The sequence below is a fragment of the Flavobacterium humi genome, assembly GCF_004745595.1.
Lineage (GTDB): Bacteria > Bacteroidota > Bacteroidia > Flavobacteriales > Flavobacteriaceae > Flavobacterium > Flavobacterium humi.
Genome location: NZ_SRLH01000006.1, coordinates 201,987 through 216,204, shown reverse-complemented (window position 1 = coordinate 216,204; position 14,218 = coordinate 201,987). Strand labels below are relative to the sequence as shown.

Here is a 14,218-nt window from a genome sequence, read left to right as displayed (position 1 = left end):
ATACGACAATCCCTTTCGCCTTTCCAGAAGAAATAAAAAGAATTGTTGCTATAAAATGTGTTATTTGAAATCATTGCTTTTTTGAGCTGTTTGAAAAGCAAACTTACTAAAAAAACAATACCAAACTACATTTTTACAAAAAAATTAAGTTTAATAGAAAAATTAGACTTGATTTTCTTCTTACTTTTGCCATAAATCGCGATAATATGTCTATTGAAGTCCAGAATATTTCTAAAAATTACGGCACGCAAAAAGCGCTGGATGCCATTTCGTTTACGGTAAAAAAAGGAGAAATCGTAGGTTTTTTAGGGCCAAACGGCGCCGGGAAATCAACGTTGATGAAAATCCTGACTACCTATATCAATGCTGATGAAGGCCAGGCCAGCGTAAACGGGCACGATGTAAAAGCCGCGCAGAAAGACGTACAACGGTCTGTAGGGTATTTGCCGGAGCACAATCCTTTGTACCTGGATTTGTATGTGCGGGAATATTTGGCCTTTAACGCCGATGTATACAAAGTAGGCAAAGACCGCATCGAGGAAGTGATTGCATTGACGGGACTCACTCCTGAAAGCCATAAGAAAATAGGGCAATTATCAAAAGGGTACCGCCAGCGTGTGGGACTGGCCACGGCTTTGCTGCACAATCCCGATGTGTTGATATTGGACGAACCGACTACGGGGTTGGATCCGAACCAATTAGTGGAAATCCGTGACCTGATCAAGAATATCGGGAAGGACAAAACCGTTTTCCTCTCTACGCATATCATGCAGGAAGTGGAAGCCATCTGCGACAGGGTGATTATCATCAATCACGGGAAGATTGTTGCGGACAACAATATAGACAACTTGATGACCGAAGTGACCGTCCAGACCATTGAAGTGGAATTTGACAAGGCGGTTGCCAAGGAATTATTCAGCCAACTGACACATATTAAGGATTTTACCAACACTACCAACACTATTTGGGAACTGGTTTTCGCTACAGAAGAAGATATGCGTCCTGCGGTGTTTGATTTTGCACAGGCCAATGGCTTGAAAACCCTTCAACTCAACCTTAAAAACAAAAACCTGGAGACTATTTTCAGGGAGAAGACGAAGTAGTAGCAGTTTACAGTTTCAGTTTGTAGTCGCAGTATTAGAAAGGGTTGACAATTTATGGTCGCGGTTGACAGTCAAGTTGGCAAGTTCCAGCATTTGGCTTGCAGAGCTTTTTACCGTTGTTGGCGGAAGTTTGAAATGTCGTTTCCCTTAAAATACCTGTTTGGCGATGGCTTTGATGTTTTCGGCTTTGCCCATAGAATAATAGTGCAGAACCGGGATTCCGGCGGCTACGAGCTCTTTGCTTTGCTCTGTACACCACTCGATCCCGATTTGTTTTACAGCTTCGTTGTCTTTGGCCTTGACCACTTCCATGATTAAATCGTCCGGCAATTCGAGGCTGAAACGGTGCGGGATCAAGTTGAGCTGCTTCTTGGTAGCAATTGGCTTTAGTCCCGGAATAATTGGCACGGTGATGCCCGCTTTTCGGCATTTGGCCACAAAATCAAAGAATTTTTTATTGTCGAAAAACATTTGGGTGATGATATAATCGGCCCCATTCTTGATTTTCTGCTTCAGGAAATGGATGTCGCTGTCCAGGCTGGGTGCTTCCATATGCTTTTCGGGATAGCCGGCCACCCCGATACAAAAATTGGTACAGGAGGAATTCTGTAAATCTTCATCGAGGTAAATCCCCTGGTTCAAATTGTGGATCTGGCTCACAAGTTCAGTAGCGTTTTGATTTCCTTCTTTTTCCGGCTTGAAATAGGTTTCGTTCTTTAAGGCATCTCCACGGAGTGCCACTACATTATCGATGTCAAGGAAATCAAGGTCGATAAGCAGGTTTTCGGTATCTTCTTTGGTAAAACCGCCACATAAGATATGCGGGATGGCATCTACCTGGTACTTGTTCTGGATACCGGCACAGATGCCTACTGTCCCGGGGCGTTTCTTGACGATTTTCTTTTGCAGCAAGCCATTGGGCAATTCCTTGAACTCATATTCCTCACGATGGTAGGTCACATCGATAAACGGCGGGTTGAATTCCATCAGCGGATCGATGCTGTCAAAGATGGACTGGATGTTCTGGCCTTTGAGCGGTGGCAGGATCTCGAAAGAGAAAAGTGATTTTCCTTGTGCGTTTTCTATGTGTTGGGTTACTTTCATTATCAGTTATGAGTTATAAATTAGGAGATATGAGTATTTTGAAGGACTGCATAAATCTTTAATCGGCGATGTTGGGACTGAGCCATTTCGTGGCTTTTTCGGTGCTTATATTCCTTCTTTTGGCGTAATTGGCAACTTGGTCTTCCTTGATTTTCCCGAGTCCGAAATACTTGCTTTCAGGATTCCCGAAATAATAGCCCGAAACGGAGGATGCGGGCCACATGGCCATGCTTTCAGTTAAGGAAACTCCTATTTTCTTTTCCACATCCAGCAGCTTCCAGATAGTGGTTTTTTCCAGATGGTCCGGACAGGCGGGATAACCGGGTGCCGGGCGGATTCCTTTGTATTCTTCCTGGATCAGGTCCTGGTTGGAGAGGTTTTCATCGGAGGCGTAACCCCAGATTTCCTTCCGTACTTTTTCGTGCAGGTATTCAGCGAAGGCTTCTGCAAAACGGTCCCCCAAGGCTTTGATTAGGATGGAATTGTAATCATCGAGCTGTTCTTCGAACGCTTTGGCTTTGGCATCGACCCCAAAACCGGTAGTCACGCAAAAAGCTCCCATATAATCCGGTTTGCCTTCGTTTTTGGGTGCAATGAAATCGGACAGGGCAATATTGGGCGCTCCTTTTGTTTTTTGCGCCTGCTGGCGTAAAGTCAGGAAGGTTTCGAGCACATTGCCGTGTTCATCATACAATTCAATATCGTCGTCATTGACTTGGTTGGCCGGAAAAATCCCGTAGACTCCTTTGGCCTGCAGCCATTTTTCAGAGAGCAGTTGCTGAAGCATTTGTTGGGCATCGGCAAATAAGGCGGTGGCCTGTTCCCCTACAACCTCATCCGTTAGTATCGCAGGGTATTTGCCATACAATTCCCAGGATCCGAAAAAGGGTGTCCAGTCTATGTAAGGCACTAATTCTTCCAATTCGACGGCGATGGTTTTTGCTCCGATGGTATTCGGGGTGACTGCTTCAAATTGTGACCAGTCGAGCTGAAGCTTGTTTTGCCTGGCCTGTTCTATCGTCAGGAAATTTTTATCTTTTGAACGGCTGAGGAAAGTTTCGCGGAAAGCGTCGTATTCGGCCCTGATGGTACTGGCGTAGATTTTCTTGTCGCTGTTAAGCAAACTTCCGGCAACGGTTACCGCACGCGAGGCATCATTGACATGGATGACCGTTTCCCGGTATTGGGGTGCGATTTTTACGGCCGTATGCGCACGCGAAGTAGTTGCCCCGCCAATCATGATCGGGATTTTGATGTCCTGCCTGTCCAGTTCTTTGGCCAGATAGACCATTTCGTCAAGTGATGGCGTAATCAAGCCGCTCAGGCCGATGATGTCTACTTTATGTTCGATTGCTGCAGCAATGATTTTTTCGGGCGCAACCATCACTCCTAAATCTACAATTTCATAATTGTTGCAGGCCAATACTACAGCTACTATATTTTTCCCGATATCGTGTACGTCTCCTTTTACAGTAGCCATGAGGATTTTTCCGGCCGAGCTGGAACTTCCGTCTTTTTCCGCTTCGATATAAGGAAGCAGGTATGCCACCGCTTTTTTCATGACACGGGCTGATTTTACAACTTGCGGCAGGAACATTTTTCCGCTGCCGAACAAATCGCCTACGACATTCATTCCGGCCATCAAATTGATTTCGATGACTTCAATGGGTTTTGAGGCGGCCAAACGGGCTTCTTCGATATCGGTTTCTATAAATTCGTCGATTCCTTTGACCAAAGAATGGGTCAGTCGCTCCTGGATAGTACCGGAACGCCATTCCTGAATTGCTTTTTCGGTGTTTTTTAAATCTCCTTTTACATTTTCGGCAAAATCGAGCAGCCTTTCGGTAGCGTCTTCCCTTCTGTTAAGGATAACATCTTCGACATATTCGAGTAAATCCTTTGGGATATCATCATAAATAGAAAGCATTTCCGGATTGACGATTCCCATAGTCATCCCGCTTTGGATGGCGTGGTATAGGAAAACGGAATGCATGGCCTCGCGGACAACATCGTTTCCACGGAAAGAGAAAGAAACATTGCTGACGCCTCCGCTAATGTGTGCATGCGGCAGGTTTTCCCGAACCCATTTGGTCCCCCTGAAAAAATCGAGGGCATTAAGCCGGTGTTCTTCCATTCCGGTAGCTACGGGGAATATGTTCAAATCGAAAATAATATCCTGTGGCGGGAACTGGACTTTATGTACCAATATATCATAGGAACGACGGCAGATTTCGATGCGGCGCTCGTACGTATCGGCCTGGCCTACTTCGTCAAAAGCCATGACAATTGCGGCGGCTCCGTAACGTTTGATCAGTTTGGCATGGTGGATGAAAGCCTCTTCCCCTTCTTTTAGGGAGATGGAATTCACGACGCTTTTTCCTTGTACTACTTTAAGTCCCGCTTCGATGATTTCCCATTTGGAACTGTCGATCATGATCGGTACTCTGGAAATGTCGGGTTCGGAAGCGATCAGGTTCAGGAATTTGGTCATGGCCTGCACGCCGTCGAGCATACCTTCATCCATATTGATATCGATGATTTGTGCGCCGCCTTCTACTTGCTGGCGGGCTATATCAAGCGCTTCGTCGTATTTTTCTTCTTTGATTAACCGAAGGAATTTCCGGGAACCTGTTACATTGGTACGTTCGCCCACATTTACAAAGACGCTGTTGGGTGTAATAATCAGGGGTTCCAATCCTGACAATACCAAATTCTTTCTATCCTTATCCTCAGTCATTAGGCAATTATTTGTGCTTTTCTAGGTTTGTATTCTTTAGCTATTTCGGCAATCATGCGAATATGCTCCGGGGTTGTCCCGCAACAGCCGCCAATAATATTGACAAGGTTGTCTTCCAGGTATTCCTTGATGAGTGCCTGTGTTTGCTTCGGGGTTTCGTCATATTCCCCGAAAGCGTTCGGCAACCCTGCATTAGGATGCGCAGATATATTAAAAGAAGTATTCTGCGAGAGCACTTTAAGGTACGGTTTAAGCAAATCGGCTCCTAAGGCACAGTTGAACCCCACGCTCAACAAAGGAATGTGGGAAACGGAAATTAAAAATGCTTCAACGGTTTGCCCGGATAATGTCCTGCCGGAAGCATCTGTGATTGTTCCAGAAACCATAACCGGGATATCCAGGTTGCGTTCTTCCTTGACTTCTTCAATAGCAAAAAGTGCTGCTTTGGCATTGAGCGTATCAAAAATGGTTTCCACTAAAAGTAGGTCGCAGCCGCCATCGAGCAAAGCTTCCGCCTGCTGTTTGTAGGCGATGCGCAAATCATCGAAGGTCACGGCACGGTAGCCAGGATCGTTTACATCCGGGGACATAGACGCCGTCCTGTTTGTGGGCCCGATAGAACCCGCTACATAACGGGGCCTGTCTGTAAATTCGTTTGCCACTTCGCGGGCAATTTTAGCCGATTCGAAATTCAGTTCGTATACGAAATCTTCCAGATGGTAATCAGCCATACCAATCGTGGTACCGGAAAAAGTATTGGTTTCGACTATATCGGCGCCAGCCTTAAAATACTGGCGGTGCACTTCCTTGACTGCTTCGGGCTGCGTAATGGACAGCAAATCGTTATTCCCTTTTAAGGGATGTGGAAAATCCTTGAAACGCGCTCCCCGAAAATCTTCTTCGGAAAAATTATAGCGCTGCAGCATGGTTCCCATGGCGCCGTCAAGGACGAGGATCCTTTCCTGTATTGCTTCGGTTATTTTTGACATATTTGTTATTTCACAAAGGTTTACCCAGAAATCCGGAGATTCTTAACGTTTGACATTCGGCCCCGACCGAAACCATTTCGCCTTTATGGCAGGAAATCGTAAGGATCGGGAAACAGGTAGCAAAAATGCACCAGCCGTTTAAATGCTTCGATAGCTCAGCATACTCTATAATTTGTTATCGTGGAAAGGGAGAAAAATTCCTCTTGGTTATCTGTCCGGGTTCCTGAAATGAATCGGTTTCCGGTTAGAATGTAGCACCTTCTTTGTGGTAAAGGGTTGCTAAGCTTTCATCGGGTCTATTCCCTCCAGCTTTCGTGATAACAATCAGCATGATTATGAACGGTGCAAATGTAATAATAAAAATCAGATTTAGAAATATTTTCTACACAATGCCTTTTTTTGATTCCAAAACAGATTTATAAACTACCTACAACATGATTTGTAAATTATTTTTCCGGTTTCTTTCTTTTTTATTGTTAAAAATCATTCCAATGCCTGCTTCAAATCGTTGATGACATCGGCAACGGTTTCCAATCCTACCGAAACCCGTACCAATCCATCGGTTATGCTGACAGCCAAACGTTCTTCTTCGGTCAGTTTGCTGTGCGTGGTCGAGGCCGGATGCGTGACGATTGTCCGGGTGTCCCCCAAATTGGCAGAAAGGGAGCACAATTGTATTTTATCGATAAACTTCCGCCCAGCACTGATGCCTCCTTGTATTTCAAAAGCGATGATATTACCTCCCAGGCGCATTTGTTTTTTAGCGGTTTCGTATTGCGGATGCGATTTCAGGAAAGGGTATTTCACTTGTTTTACATTAGGATGGCTTTCCAGGAATTCAGCCACTTTGAGGGCATTTTCACAATGTTTTTCCACCCTTACCGGCAACGTTTCGAGGCTTTTTGACAATACCCAGGCATTGAACGGCGACAAAGCCGGGCCGGTATTCCTGGAGAAAAGGTAAATCTCCCGGATCAAATCTTCCCGTCCTACGGCAATTCCACCTAAAACCCGTCCTTGCCCATCGATTAATTTTGTGGCCGAATGAATGACTAAATCGGCACCGAATTGGATTGGATTTTGGATGTATGGCGTGGCAAAACAATTGTCAATGATCAAGATCAGGTTGTGTTTGCGGGCGATTTCACCCAGTAATTCCAAATCAATGATATCTACCGCAGGATTCGTCGGGGATTCTGCAAAAAGGATTTTGGTATTGGGCTGGATGGCGCTTTCTATCGTTTCCGGTTTGTTAATGTCGAAATAACTCGTGGTGATGTTCCATTTTGGGAAATATTTGGTAAACAAGGTGTGGGTCGAGCCGAAAACACTTCCGACAGAAACAATATGGTCCCCGGAATTTAGCAAAGCCGCAAAAGTAGAATATACCGCAGCCATTCCCGTAGCAAAGGCATAACCTGCCGGGGCGCCTTCCATCTGGCAAATTTTCTCTACAAATTCGGAGGTATTGGGATTTGTGAAACGGCTGTAGATATTCTTCTCTTTTTCTTCGGCGAAAGAAGCGCGCATGTCTTCGGCATCTTCAAAAATAAAACTCGATGTCAGGTACAGCGGAACCGAATGCTCCAGGTAATGCGAACGCTCTGCCTGCGTCCTGATGGCTTGGGTTTCGAACCCGGATGATGGATTGCTCATATTATTTGTTGTTTGTTTTTATTTGGTAATGGATCGTGGCGGTCGGCTCAATCGTCTTGGAAACGGAACAGTATTTCTCGAACGAAAGCTGTGCTGCTTTTTGGGCTTTTTCTTCGTCAATTGTGCCTTCAAGATATATGGTAACCTTTATTTCCTTAAATGGTTTCGCTTCTTCAATTTGAACTCTTTCTCCTTCAACCTCAGCGTAATACCCTGTAATTTCCTGGCGTTGCTTTTTCAGGATGGAAATAATATCGATCGCGCTGCAACCTGCTACGCCCATGAGGAGTAATTCCATTGGGCTTGGCGCCAGGTCATTGCCGCCAAATTCGGCCCGGCTGTCTAAATACACTTTATGGCCACGTTCGTTCTGCAGTTCGAAATGGTAATTTTCATTGATTCTTTTGAGTGTGATTTTCATAACGTTATCCTTTATCTGCAATTCTTAAAATATCTCCAAAAACACCTCTGGCCGTTACGGAAGCACCTGCTCCGGCACCTTGGATGACAATCGGCCTTTCACCATAAGATTCCGTATAGATTTCAAAAAGGGAATCGGAACCTTTGAGCTGTCCTAAGGCAGAACTCTCAGGAATAGACACCAGTTTTACTTCAAGCGTTCCCTTGTCTTGTTGCAAATCTCCGGAAAGCTCGCCTACATAACGCAGTACATTGCCGCTTTTTTGACTGATTTTCAGTTTATTGTAATGATCGTCAAGTTCGTGGAGGTTAATCAGGAATTCCGGTGTTGACAAATCCCTAAGCGGTTCCGGGATAAGGTTTTGGATCTTGATTTCGTCGAATTCATTCTGCAGGTCAAGTTCCCGCGCCAGGATCAATAATTTCCGGGCCACATCATTCCCACACAAATCTTCCCTTGGGTCGGGTTCAGTATAACCGTTGCTGATGGCTTCTTTGAGCACTTCGCTGAATTTCTTGTCTTCGTTTGAAAAATGATTGAAAAGAAAACTCAAAGATCCGGAAAAAACGCCTTTGATCCGGGTGATATTCTCTCCGGAAAGATGCAGTAATTTAATAGTGTCAATCAGTGGTAAACCTGCACCTACATTGGTTTCATACAAATACGTCTTTTGGTTTTTGGCTAATGCCTTCCGCAATTTTTTATAAAAACCATATTGCAATGTGTTGGCAATTTTATTGGAAGAAACCAAATCGAAGCTGTTCTCAATCAACTCAAAATAATTCTCGGCAAAATTCTTGCTGGCCGTATTGTCAATAGCAATAAGGTTTTCCAAATGGTTTTCCCTGGCAAAATTCACCACATCATGAATGGTATATGGCACGCCTTTTTCGGCAATTTCCTGCTTCCAGTTTTGCGTATTGCCGTTTTTCTTCAGCAACAGTTTTTTAGAATTGGCAATGGCAAAAAGATTCAGCCTGATGCCTTTCCTTTCCTCGATTTTTTGGGCTGAAGCCAGGATTTGGCTAATTAATGTCCCGCCTACCACGCCATGCCCGAAAACGGCAATATTGATTTTTTTGGTCACACCGAAAATTTCCCCGTGGATGACATTAAGTGCTCTTTTTAAATCTGATTTCTGGATCACCAAACTGATGTTCCGGCCCGTGGTTGTATTGTTGAACAAAATAGGGACGATTTTATTTTTGATCAGCGCCGTGTATGGCTTGTGGAAAGTACTCAAGTCCTGCCCTATGATTGAAATAACCGAAATATTATCATCTACCGTAATCCTGTTGACATCCCGGGTATAAAAATCGGTTTCGAATTCTTTTTCAAGGCCGATCAACGCTTCCGAAGCTTTATCAGTATTGACTACAATGCCAATCCCTCTTTCGGAAGAACCTTGGGAAATAATACTCACACTGATCGCATTGTCGGCCATTACCTTAAAAATCCTGGCATCGACACCTGTTTTGCCGAGCAATCCTCTTCCTTCAAGGTTTAACAGCGAAACATTATTGAGGACCGAAAGCGATTTGATGCCTTCGTCCGTTTGTTCGGAAGTAATCAGGGTTCCTTCGCTATCAGGATTGAAAGTATTGAGGATGCGGAGCGGGATGTTTTTTTCGACCAAAGGGATAATGGTTTTGGCATGAAGGATGTTGGTCCCGAAATTAGCCAGCTCGTTAGCCTCGTTAAAAGAGAGCCTTTCAATTTTTTTCGCATCGGAAACCAATTCCGGATTGGCGGTGTAAATCCCATCAACGTGGGTGAAATTCTGGAATTCTTCCGCATCGAGATAATTAGCCAGCAAGGAGGCCGTGTAATTGCTGCCGTTTCTTCCCAATGTGGTTGTTTCACCGTTTAGGGTAGATGAAATGAAGCCGGTCACGATATATATTTCTTCCTTGGAATCAAAAAAACCAAGGACATTTTTTTTGGAAACGGTTTCGATAGGTTGGGCGTTCCCGAAATTAGCATCGGTTTTGATTAGTTCCCTGGCATCGGTATATTTTGCCTTAAGCCCTTTCTGGTTCAGGATTCCGGTGACATATTTTGCCGAAAGGATCTCACCGAAGGCTATGATCTGGTCTTTGATTTTTTCGCTGTAATCGCCCAACAAGCTGACTCCTTCGAATAATTTCGATAGTGTTGAGAATTCTTCTTCGAAAAAAGAAAGCGCGATACCTTCTTGCTGATAAGCCGTAAATTCATCAAAACGTGCCGCGTAAGGTTTCCCTGATTGCGCCAGGTCCAGTATTTCTATAAGTTCGTCGGTGGCATTCCCACGTGCCGAAACGACAACAGCAATAGGTTCCCCGTCAAAAAAACGCTTCGCAATAATGTTGACCACCTGCTCAATCCCTTCTCCATTGGAAAGTGATTTTCCTCCAAATTTTAATATTTTCATTTTTTCTTGTTTTGTTTTATGTTTATGATGTTTGTAATTATTTAGCTGAATATTGGTTTTAAAAAGCGTCCCAGTTGTTCAAATTCTATCAGGAAAGCATCGTGGCCATGGATCGAATCGATTTCATGGTAACTGATTTTCAATCCTGTATTTTTCCATTTGTGATAGGTTTCGGCATTTTCGTCGGGCGTAAAAAAATAATCGCTGTTGATCCCCACAAGGTGTATTTCCGATTTTGTTTCCCTGCTGAAGGTTTCCCAACTGTCCTGGCTGGAAGTTTCTCCTATCGTTTTCAACAGATGGTTCATCAGTTTGTATGCCGGCAACTGGAAACGGTTTTGCAGCTTATTGCCATGGTGGGCCAGCCAGCTTTCGATTTGGTACAGTTCCCGGTCCTTTTCTTTTTCAGTATTGAATTTCTGCTTTAGCGATTGTGGCGACCGGTACAGCAGCATGGCATGCAAACGGGCGTCGTGTATGGGGTTTTTAGAATTATTCAAGATCGCATCCTGCACCAGGACGTTGGCAATGAGCCAGTCAGTAGCTTTCCAGTGTGTGGCTACAGGAATGCAGTGACGGATGCTTTGGGGTTTTAAAAAAGCCATTTCCCAGGCAATGCCGCCGCCCAAGCTTCCGCCGATAGCGGCAAAAAGTTCTGTGATTCCTAAAGACTGTAATCCTTTCCAAAAAATGGCAGCGATGTCTTTGGCTGTAAAATCCTTATAGTTTTGGATCAGGTTAGTTGGATCTCCGTCAAACCCGTTGCCCGGAATATTAAAGGCTATTATGCAGTATTGGCTGGTGTCGATTGTTTTCCCATCCCCGATAAGGTCATTCCACCAGCCGTTTTCGCCAATTACCTGAGAGTTTCCGGTCAGGGCATGGTTGACCAATACCACCGGTGCTTTGTGTGCAGGCTGGCCGAAAATCTGGTAAAAAAGAGGAAGGTGCTTGATGTGTTTCCCTTTCTCTAAACCGATATCAAAAAGATCTATTGTATGTAAATTTCCCACTGTACTATTTTTTTTAAAAGACTGCCTTCAACCTAAACTTTGAAGACAGTCTTAACAAACAAAAAACAAAAACTAAATTAGATTCTCTATTAAAGAAATCAATTGTACTTGTATCGCTTACGCTGCTTTAAATTCTTTCAATAAGGTAAGCTGGACCGGTGTTGCATTGATTAGATTATCCCTTAATGGACATCTTTCCTTGACTTCATCGATCCATTGCTTCAGAAGCCCGAGGGGCGCATCAGAAATAGGTTTTACCACTACTTCTATTTTCCTGAAACCTGCCCTGGAACGGGTACGGAGGCCTTCGGCTTTTTTGGTTTGCAGTTCCCCTGAAATTTCCACAAATAAAGATTCCAACTCGATTCCAAGCTCTTTGGCCACTATTTTGCCCACCGCGTTGATGCTTCCTGCAAAACCGGCCAGCAGGAATTCCGCCGGGCTTGGATCGTTTGTATTCCCATTGGAAATATGGTTGCTTATCCTGACATTGAACCCTTGTGACTGGACCACAAACTGGTTGCTGTTTTCTGAAAAACCTGTTATATGCACTGATGTATTACTCATGATGGCTGTTTTTAAAAGTTAGATAAACAAAATTTCGTTTTCACCTGAATTGATCTGGAAAAGCAGGAATTCCGCAATTTCCAATGTGATACCGCTTTCGGCTGTTAGCTGTTTCTCTGTTGTTTTGGATTCAGCCGTTTGCTGCTTTTCGGGCGAAGGCTGAAATATTCTTAATTTCTTTGTTAGTATTGACATGACTTAAATTTTTTAATGAATTATGATTCTGTTTTTACATTCCCGGGCGTATTGGGAATAAAAAAGCCCTTTTGGAAATGTTACCAAAAGGGCTTTACAGTTTTGAACTATAATTAGAGATTAACTCTTCCGTTTTCGGCAACAATAATGCGGGATGCGGCACATATACATGCACATCATTCCTCGGTTCATATTATTTTTTGCTGCTGTAATTTTCATGGTTCTAATCCGGTATTGACTTAAGTTTTGTTTTTTTGTGTTTTGGAATAAAAAAACCCCTGCGGTGGGCAGGGGTCTGATTGTATATTTTAAAAATTCAAAATTATGCAATAGTGTCCCCTGCGGAAATTTTCCACATCATATAACACATATTGCGCATTGTTGAATTCATTTTTTTACTTGATTTTGATGGAGCAAACTTCTGAACTATTTTCGGATTAAAAAAATTTAATTTCAAAATTTAACATTTAAGAAACCCGTTTATATATTTAAATACTACGTATTTAGTTTTTCCCAAAAGATTGATTTTCATAAAGATTTCAAAAAAAAGCAAAGATTAATTTGGAATTCGATTTCGTTTCATACCTTTGCAGACGAAAACCGTGAGGAAAAATTTGTACTGATTGCAACCTCGTAAAAAAAATGCTAAAGCAGAAACACTTCTTTAGCCTTTCCCTGCAATCTTATTTTTTTCTTCACTAAAATTAATTTAAAAAATAATTTTTATTATGGCATATTTATTTACGTCAGAATCAGTAAGTGAAGGACATCCGGACAAAGTAGCCGATCAGATTTCAGATGCATTAATCGATAATTTCCTGGCTTTTGATGCCGAATCGAAAGTAGCGTGTGAAACTTTGGTTACGACAGGCCAGGTAATCCTTGCGGGCGAAGTAAAATCAAACACCTATCTTGATGTGCAATTAATTGCGCGTGAAGTTATCCGTAAGATTGGATACACTAAAAGCGAGTATATGTTTGAAGCTGATTCGTGTGGTGTTTTATCTGCTATCCACGAACAATCTGCCGATATTAACCAAGGTGTAGACAGAGCAAGCAAAGAAGAGCAAGGTGCAGGTGACCAGGGAATGATGTTTGGTTATGCAACAAATGAAACGGAGAACTATATGCCTTTGGCGTTAGATTTATCTCATGCTTTGTTGATTGAATTGGCTAACTTAAGAAGAGAGAATAACGAAATTAAATATTTACGCCCGGATGCAAAATCACAGGTAACTTTAGAGTATTCTGATGATAACAAACCATCTAGGATTGACGCTATCGTAATTTCTACACAACATGATGATTTTGCTGCAGAAGCTGAAATGTTGGCTAAAATCAAAAGTGATTTAGTGTCGATTTTGATTCCGAGAATTAAGGCAAAATACCCTCAATATGCTCATTTATTTAATGACAATATTACGTATCACATTAACCCAACCGGAAAATTCGTAATCGGTGGGCCGCATGGGGATACCGGTTTAACAGGAAGAAAAATCATCGTGGATACCTATGGTGGAAAAGGAGCTCACGGTGGTGGTGCTTTCTCTGGAAAAGACCCAAGTAAAGTGGACCGTTCTGCAGCGTATGCTACACGCCACATTGCTAAAAACTTAGTTGCTGCCGGATTATGCGAAGAAGTTTTAGTACAGGTTTCTTATGCGATTGGAGTGGCAAAACCAACTTCTATCAACGTAGTAACATATGGAACTTCTAAAGTAAATATGACTGACGGGGAAATCAGTAAAATTGTTGAGAACGTATTTGATATGCGTCCGTATTTTATTGAGCAGCGTTTGAAATTAAGAAATCCTATTTATAGCGAAACTGCAGCTTATGGTCACATGGGACGAAAACCTGAAACGGTTACAAAAACTTTCCAATTGCCAAATGGCGCTCCTAAAACAGTAACTGTCGAGTTGTTTACTTGGGAAAAATTGGATTATGTAGATAAAGTAAAAGCGGCTTTCGGGTTGTAATACTATCAAAATAAAAAAAGCCTGACTGTTCATCCAGTCAG

The 14,218-nt window shown here is 43.1% G+C and carries 11 protein-coding genes and 1 riboswitch; of the genes, 2 read left to right on the top strand and 9 right to left on the bottom strand.

Translation table 11 applies throughout. The features are described from left to right. Positions 1-206 precede the first annotated feature (206 nt). Positions 207-1,103, top strand: a complete 897-nt coding sequence (gldA, locus tag E4635_RS12340; RefSeq protein WP_135527006.1) for a gliding motility-associated ABC transporter ATP-binding subunit GldA — start codon at positions 207-209, stop codon at positions 1,101-1,103. Positions 1,104-1,250: 147 nt separating this feature from the next. Here the strand turns inward: gldA and metF are convergent, their stop codons facing one another. The 9 genes from metF to E4635_RS15765 all read right to left on the bottom strand — a co-directional run bounded on the left by metF (position 1,251) and on the right by E4635_RS15765 (position 12,198). Then, positions 1,251-2,207 carry a methylenetetrahydrofolate reductase [NAD(P)H] gene (gene metF, locus E4635_RS12335; protein WP_135527005.1) on the bottom strand — a complete coding sequence of 319 codons (957 nt, stop codon included), beginning with the start codon at positions 2,205-2,207 and terminating at the stop codon, positions 1,251-1,253. A gap of 58 nt (positions 2,208-2,265) precedes the next feature. Beyond that, a complete protein-coding gene (gene metH, locus E4635_RS12330; protein ID WP_135527004.1) occupies positions 2,266-4,944 on the bottom strand; it encodes a methionine synthase in 2,679 nt (892 codons plus the stop codon). Further along, the gene (locus E4635_RS12325) at positions 4,944-5,933 is read right to left on the bottom strand and encodes a homocysteine S-methyltransferase family protein (protein ID WP_135527003.1); all 990 of its coding nucleotides are present in this window, start codon (positions 5,931-5,933) and stop codon (positions 4,944-4,946) included. Before E4635_RS12325 ends, metH begins: the two co-directional genes overlap by 1 nt. 204 nt (positions 5,934-6,137) lie before the next feature. Further along, positions 6,138-6,257: riboswitch (SAM riboswitch) on the bottom strand. A gap of 159 nt (positions 6,258-6,416) precedes the next feature. Continuing rightward, positions 6,417-7,589, bottom strand: coding sequence for a trans-sulfuration enzyme family protein (locus tag E4635_RS12320; RefSeq protein WP_135527002.1), 1,173 nt, complete (start codon positions 7,587-7,589; stop codon positions 6,417-6,419). A 1-nt stretch (position 7,590) separates the two neighbouring features. Then, the gene (locus E4635_RS12315; protein WP_135527001.1) at positions 7,591-8,010 is read right to left on the bottom strand and encodes an OsmC family protein; all 420 of its coding nucleotides are present in this window, start codon (positions 8,008-8,010) and stop codon (positions 7,591-7,593) included. Between the two features lie 4 nt (positions 8,011-8,014). Next, positions 8,015-10,423 (bottom strand): bifunctional aspartate kinase/homoserine dehydrogenase I, encoded by a 2,409-nt coding sequence (gene thrA, locus E4635_RS12310; RefSeq protein ID WP_135527000.1) that lies wholly within the window; start codon positions 10,421-10,423, stop codon positions 8,015-8,017. Between the two features lie 41 nt (positions 10,424-10,464). Then, positions 10,465-11,436 carry an alpha/beta fold hydrolase gene (locus E4635_RS12305; protein WP_135526999.1) on the bottom strand — a complete coding sequence of 324 codons (972 nt, stop codon included), beginning with the start codon at positions 11,434-11,436 and terminating at the stop codon, positions 10,465-10,467. A 117-nt stretch (positions 11,437-11,553) separates the two neighbouring features. Beyond that, positions 11,554-12,003 (bottom strand): OsmC family protein, encoded by a 450-nt coding sequence (locus tag E4635_RS12300; RefSeq protein WP_135526998.1) that lies wholly within the window; start codon positions 12,001-12,003, stop codon positions 11,554-11,556. An 18-nt stretch (positions 12,004-12,021) separates the two neighbouring features. After that, on the bottom strand, positions 12,022-12,198 hold the full coding sequence (locus tag E4635_RS15765) for a hypothetical protein (protein ID WP_169630260.1): 177 nt from the start codon (positions 12,196-12,198) through the stop codon (positions 12,022-12,024). A 728-nt stretch (positions 12,199-12,926) separates the two neighbouring features. On the opposite strand from E4635_RS15765, the gene metK reads away from it, so the two are divergent. Then, positions 12,927-14,177 (top strand): methionine adenosyltransferase, encoded by a 1,251-nt coding sequence (metK, locus tag E4635_RS12295; protein ID WP_135526997.1) that lies wholly within the window; start codon positions 12,927-12,929, stop codon positions 14,175-14,177. The last annotated feature ends 41 nt before the right edge of the window (positions 14,178-14,218 follow it).

Excerpts from the sequence above, each read along its gene's own strand:
- metH (WP_135527004.1), bottom strand. The coding sequence starts at position 4,944 with ATGACTGAGGATAAGGATAGAAAGAATTTGGTATTGTCAGGATTGGAA.
- thrA (WP_135527000.1), bottom strand. The coding sequence starts at position 10,423 with ATGAAAATATTAAAATTTGGAGGAAAATCACTTTCCAATGGAGAAGGG.
- E4635_RS15765 (WP_169630260.1), bottom strand. The coding sequence starts at position 12,198 with ATGTCAATACTAACAAAGAAATTAAGAATATTTCAGCCTTCGCCCGAA.
- E4635_RS12325 (WP_135527003.1), bottom strand. The coding sequence starts at position 5,933 with ATGTCAAAAATAACCGAAGCAATACAGGAAAGGATCCTCGTCCTTGAC.
- metK (WP_135526997.1), top strand. The coding sequence starts at position 12,927 with ATGGCATATTTATTTACGTCAGAATCAGTAAGTGAAGGACATCCGGAC.
- metF (WP_135527005.1), bottom strand. The coding sequence starts at position 2,207 with ATGAAAGTAACCCAACACATAGAAAACGCACAAGGAAAATCACTTTTC.
- gldA (WP_135527006.1), top strand. The coding sequence starts at position 207 with ATGTCTATTGAAGTCCAGAATATTTCTAAAAATTACGGCACGCAAAAA.
- E4635_RS12300 (WP_135526998.1), bottom strand. The coding sequence starts at position 12,003 with ATGAGTAATACATCAGTGCATATAACAGGTTTTTCAGAAAACAGCAAC.
- E4635_RS12315 (WP_135527001.1), bottom strand. The coding sequence starts at position 8,010 with ATGAAAATCACACTCAAAAGAATCAATGAAAATTACCATTTCGAACTG.
- E4635_RS12320 (WP_135527002.1), bottom strand. The coding sequence starts at position 7,589 with ATGAGCAATCCATCATCCGGGTTCGAAACCCAAGCCATCAGGACGCAG.